This is a genomic window from Stenotrophomonas sp. 05L44_2 (genome assembly GCF_056665995.1).
This window is the reverse complement of sequence record NZ_JBFTNR010000285.1, coordinates 1-4,832: the sequence shown is the minus strand read 5'-3', so window position 1 is coordinate 4,832 and position 4,832 is coordinate 1. Positions and strand designations below refer to the sequence as shown.

6 protein-coding genes and 1 pseudogene are annotated in these 4,832 nt (G+C 64.0%); 4 read left to right on the top strand and 3 right to left on the bottom strand.

Annotation, left to right across the window (positions count from 1 at the left end; genetic code table 11):
• Positions 1-198: 198 nt before the first annotated feature.
• The gene (locus AC1VAN_RS11450) at positions 199-1,386 is read left to right on the top strand and encodes a serine hydrolase domain-containing protein (RefSeq protein WP_442251114.1); all 1,188 of its coding nucleotides are present in this window, start codon (positions 199-201) and stop codon (positions 1,384-1,386) included.
• Here AC1VAN_RS11450 and AC1VAN_RS11445 read toward each other — a convergent pair.
• On the bottom strand, positions 1,338-1,820 hold the full coding sequence (locus AC1VAN_RS11445) for a sulfatase-like hydrolase/transferase (RefSeq protein WP_442251115.1): 483 nt from the start codon (positions 1,818-1,820) through the stop codon (positions 1,338-1,340). The two genes, AC1VAN_RS11450 and AC1VAN_RS11445, sit on opposite strands and share 49 nt — an antisense overlap.
• A pseudogene (locus tag AC1VAN_RS11440) lies at positions 1,771-2,178 on the bottom strand (response regulator transcription factor); the annotation flags it as partial. The pseudogene AC1VAN_RS11440 and the gene AC1VAN_RS11445, both read right to left, overlap by 50 nt.
• A gap of 123 nt (positions 2,179-2,301) precedes the next feature.
• Between AC1VAN_RS11440 and AC1VAN_RS11435 the strand changes: the two are divergent.
• Positions 2,302-2,847, top strand: a complete 546-nt coding sequence (locus AC1VAN_RS11435; protein WP_442251116.1) for an NADPH-dependent FMN reductase — start codon at positions 2,302-2,304, stop codon at positions 2,845-2,847.
• Between the two features lie 336 nt (positions 2,848-3,183).
• Positions 3,184-3,531, top strand: a complete 348-nt coding sequence (locus AC1VAN_RS11430) for an RcnB family protein (protein ID WP_263928844.1) — start codon at positions 3,184-3,186, stop codon at positions 3,529-3,531.
• 79 nt (positions 3,532-3,610) lie between these two features.
• Here AC1VAN_RS11430 and AC1VAN_RS11425 read toward each other — a convergent pair whose 3' ends face one another.
• Positions 3,611-3,889, bottom strand: a complete 279-nt coding sequence (locus AC1VAN_RS11425) for a hypothetical protein (RefSeq protein ID WP_033832140.1) — start codon at positions 3,887-3,889, stop codon at positions 3,611-3,613.
• Positions 3,890-4,030: 141 nt separating this feature from the next.
• Between AC1VAN_RS11425 and AC1VAN_RS11420 the strand changes: the two genes are divergently transcribed.
• A complete protein-coding gene (locus AC1VAN_RS11420; RefSeq protein ID WP_312965701.1) occupies positions 4,031-4,681 on the top strand; it encodes a hypothetical protein in 651 nt (216 codons plus the stop codon).
• The last annotated feature ends 151 nt before the right edge of the window (positions 4,682-4,832 follow it).

The following is a 4,832-nucleotide window of genomic DNA, read 5'->3' as shown; positions in this document are numbered from 1 at the left end:
CCTATGGGATGACGCTGCCGGAGGCCTGAAAGACTCCCCGGGAACATTGAGTCGACGCCTCAAGGCCATCCGGCTTTCGCCATGGCCCGACCAGGCATTCAGCGCACGCTCGATTTCAGTCCAGGAAGCATGACTTCATGCACTGCAGATTGACTACAAATGTAGTCATTATCTCTGTGTCCATTGAAGGATCCTGCCATGAGAGCACCTCTGCTTGCCTGCCTGTTCTTCCTGGCGCTACGCCCGTTTGCGGCCGCAGCCAACACGCCTGATGCCTTGGCAGCGATAGAGCGGAATGCCCGCAACGCGCATTCCGACGCGGTCTACATTGAAAGCGGGCGCGGGGTGCTGCTGCAGATCGCGCCGGCAGCCGGTGAAGACCGCATCCACCTGATGTCGGCGACCAAGTCCGTCGTCGCCCTGGCCATCGGGCTGCTGCTCGATGACGGCAAGCTCGCATCCATCGACGAACCGGTCAGCACGGTGTACCCGGAATGGCGCCAGGGCAGGAAGCGGGACATCACGATCCGGATGTTGATGGACCACACCTCCGGCCTGCAGAACGTGGCCAACGCGGGGGTGGAACTGGAGGGCGCGCCGGATCTGGTGAAGCTGGCGCTGGCGGCCGAGGTGTCCAGCGATCCAGGCACCACCTTCGCCTACAACAACAAGGCGACCAATCTTCTGCCGGACATCGTGCAGCGGCTTGCCGGCAAGCCACTGGATGTCTATCTGGACGAACGGTTGTTCAAGCCGCTTGGCATCACCGGCCATGCATGGATGAAGGACCAGGCCGGGACGCCCATGGGCATGGCCGGACTGTCGTTGTCGGCGGTTGATCTTGCAGCGATCGGACGATTGATGCTGGACGGCGGCGTCACCCCGGACGGCAAGCGGTTGCTGAGCGAACGCTCGGTAGCGTTGATGACCGCCGAAAGCGCGCGTTCCCCCGACGTCGGCCTGTTGTGGTGGCGCATCCCCGCATGGGAGCACTACCGATTGAAGGCCGGTGCAGCCACGCTTCTGAGCGCTCGCAGCATGGATGCCGTGATGCTGGACGCGCTGCTGGCCGCCGACGGCCAGGTATTTGACAGCAAGTCAGCGCTGATCAGCTTCCTGGCCGAACGGCTGGGACCGAGCTGGCCACAGCGCTACGCTGCGGAAATCACTGGGCGTGGACTGAAGCTCGGCGACATCTTCGACATCGACCGAGGGCCGGTAGTGGCATACGCCGCCAACGGCTATCTCGGCCAGCACCTGGTCATTGTTCCCGACAAGGGCGTGGTGGCGGTAAGGCAGATTCAACGGCGGGAGAGCCACAGCGCCCCGCTCGACGATTACGCCGCGTTTCCCATGGATGTACTGCGGCTGGCAGAGACGCTGTGACCGGCCAGTACGCTAGGGAATGCGGCAGCTCGCGAACACATCCAGTCCCGGCTGGTAGATACCGCTGCTGATAGCGAACAGTCCCAGCAGGGAGTGGAAGAGATTGTCGTGGCTGTAGGATCCGGTGCCCGCAGCATGGCGCAGGCAGCCAGATCAAGGCGGGCATGGGTTGCAAAGCCCGGGGAGAACCACATCACCATCGGCACCTGGGTCTGCTCGCGTGGCGCAATGAAGTAGGGCGTTCCGTGCAGATGCAGGCCGCGCTCGCCAAGCGACTCGCCGTGATCGGAGACATAGATCAGTGCAACGTCACGCTGCTCCGAATAGGTCTGCAGCAGGTCGATGGCCTTGCCCAGCAGCCGGTCGGTATAGACCAGCGTATTGTCGTAGGTGTTGGTCAGCCAGCACGCTCTGCACCTGCCGGCCCTGGGCACGGCGGACCAGCGCCTTGATGCGCGCGTCCAGCTCCTTCAGGGAAAAGGGCTTGACCAGGTAATCATCCGCACCCAGCGCGAGCCCCTGCACGCGGTCTTCCACCGGATCACGGGCGGTCAGCATCAGGATCGGAACCGGGTTCTGGAACTTCTCGCGGAGTGTCTGGCACAGTGCCATGCCATCAAGACGGGGCAGCATCAGGTCCAGCAGGATGGCATCGTAATCATTCTGCGTTGCCCTGCGCAGGCCGCTGGCACCATCCCGTGCGTCGTCAAGTACGTAGCCCAGTGGCTCGAAGAACGCGTAAAGGTTGGCAACCAGCTCGGGGTTGTCTTCAATGATGAGCAGTCGTGTCATTGGCTACGTGCATCCGTGCATGAGCACCGGACTTTGGACGATCACCTGTGGTTTGCCAAGTGCGGGGAGGTGCTGCAGGCCATCGCCGGGCGCGGCGACAGGCGGCTGTGATAGCGTGCCAGGATGAAGATCCTTGCCATATCCGGTAGTGCACGCCGGCTGTCCACCAACACCGCATTGCTGAGGGCGCTGGAAGAAATCGCGCCGCCGGATATCGAGCTGACGACCTGCGCCGATCTCGGCGGACTTCCCGTTTTCTCTCCCGACCTTGAAGATCTGCCCTTGCATGACAGCGTCGTGCGCTTCAAGCACTGCATTGAAGCCAGCGATGGCATCCTGATTTCAAGCCCCGAGTACGCAAGAGGCATTCCCGGCGGCCTGAAGAACGCCATGGATTGGCTGGTATCGGGCGACCTYGTGGTTGCAAAGCCCATCGCCTTGGTGCACGCCTCGCATCGCGGCGACGACATGCTCGCGTCTCTCCGGCTTGTGCTGTCGACCATCAGTTCCCGCTTCAACGAGGAACTGTTCCTGCGCTTTCCTTTCATGAAGATGGAGCCGGAGGCCATTGCCAGTGCTGTAAGACAACCGGTCAATCGCGCGCCGGCAGAGGCCTTTCTTCAGGAATTCGCCCGCTACTGCGGCCGACCGCAGGGTGATCGCGCATGATCGATAGCGCGGCCTGCTGACAAGGGCCGTCCGGACACGCACCGTGCGTCCGCAAGGCCCGGCCATGCGCTTGCGGCGTCAGCGGGTCACAGGGGTGCAGATGGGAATAGCCTGCAGCGTCCACGAACTGCGGCAGCGTCMACAGCTGGCCATTGGGCCCCCAGCGCCTGCAGACGCTGTACATGTCGCCGGCAATGAGGGTGAGGGCGCCGCATTGCTGAACGCGGGTTTGCGGGCGCCCATCGGGTCCGGTCGGGCGCACGGATTCATTCACAGGCGCTGCCCTATATTCCGGGTCACAACACCGCATACCGCGGCTGGACCGGGAGCATTCCCATGAAAACCGGACATTTGCTTGGCATTGCCCTGGGCGCTGCAATCACCCTGGTGGCTACCCCTGCCTGGGCCGATCCGCCGCACCATGCACGTGGCAACGGACCGCCGCCCCACGCAGGCGGCCCCCACAACCGCGACGCACCCCCGCCGGGCTGGCAGAAAAAGGCATGGCGCCGCGGTGACCGCTTGCCCTGGGCCGAGGTTGACCGCCGCTACTGGGTGGACGACTACGCGCATTACCGTCTGCGCGATCCCGGCCGCGGTCAGCGGTGGGTGCGGCAGTCGGATACGGAATACCTGCTGGTGGAGATCGCCACCGGCGTGATCATCGACGCCTTGCGTCGCTAGGGATTCCGGCACGAGCCCCCGGGCGGCGCGCAGCCGCCGCGGGGGTAATGGCGGCACGGCCGCCGGTGACATCGCGCTCTCACCCCGGCAACTCGCACTTCATCTTGCCGTCCACGTAATACGGCTTGGGTACGTTCGGGTTGTCGCTGGTCTTCTCAAAGACCACTTCGAACGACGCTGCGTCGGGCGAGCCCTTGCGATCGGTACACGCGTCGTGGAGTTTTTTCTTGACCGCGGCAATGCCGGCCTCGCGGTTGGCACCGTCGGCGCTGTTGGTCAGGTTCACGGTTTCAGCCAGGGCCAAGGGGCTGAAGGCAGACAGGCAGCCGGCGATCATCAGGGTATGCAGCTTGGTCAAGGGTGCACCTCGCGGAAGTCCAATGAGGCGGTCAGCATAATGCGGGAGCGTTAACAGCACGTGCCCGCTGGCGGCAGTTGGCTTGGCTGATGTTGTTTGGTACAAGCCAAGCTGTCGAAGATCAGAGAATGGGCGCGAGCCATGTCCGAACCCTATTCGGCCCTGCTCAGGCTGCAGCTGCCGCGCGAGCGTCTTGCACGCTGGTTGGCGGCCCCGGTGCCTGCAGCATCGAGGTGGGATGACTGGCGATCCATCGCCGGCCGGTGGCGCCTGCCCGGCGGCGTCGATCTGGCTGCGTCCAGTGATGTGGAGCTGGGTGAATTCCTCTCCGATTGCACTGCAATGCTGGCCCGGCATGCGGACAATCGCGCCGCGTTGGCCGCCCTCCTGGAATCGGCGCAGGCGGAGAACATCAAGGTTGCGGCCTACGATCGGGCCGGGGCGTACTTCGTTGCAGGGTCACTGACGTATTCCGAGAACCTCTATGATCTGGTCGTGTTCCTGGCGATGGCGCGGGGCGCCGCCGATTTCCTTGAGCCTGGCGAGCACGGCGTGGCACTGGTGCACGACTACCTATGGGCCGAGGACGGTGAGCGGGAGACGGTTGCCGCGGTCCACCTCGCCGGCAAGGGCGATTCGGGCTTCATGACGCCGGCGCAGGCCGGCGAGACCGCTGCGACCTTCGATGCAATGGTCGAGTTCATGCTGGACGGAGCGGACGACCCGCAGTTCACTCCACGCAATCAGTTCGACCGTATCCAGGAGCGCGGCCATGCGGCCCAGGAGAACTAGATGACAAGCACAGGCACCCGCAGGGATCCAGTCAGCAGGAGAGCACGCTGCTTGCCCGGCGCCCTTGTGCTCTGCTTCTGCATGCTGGCCGGATCTGCGCTGGCGCAGACATCGCCGGTCACGCGCACCTGGTTCGTGAGCGGAGCAGAGT

Excerpts from the sequence above, each read along its gene's own strand:
- AC1VAN_RS11450 (WP_442251114.1), top strand. The coding sequence starts at position 199 with ATGAGAGCACCTCTGCTTGCCTGCCTGTTCTTCCTGGCGCTACGCCCG.
- AC1VAN_RS11430 (WP_263928844.1), top strand. The coding sequence starts at position 3,184 with ATGAAAACCGGACATTTGCTTGGCATTGCCCTGGGCGCTGCAATCACC.
- AC1VAN_RS11420 (WP_312965701.1), top strand. The coding sequence starts at position 4,031 with ATGTCCGAACCCTATTCGGCCCTGCTCAGGCTGCAGCTGCCGCGCGAG.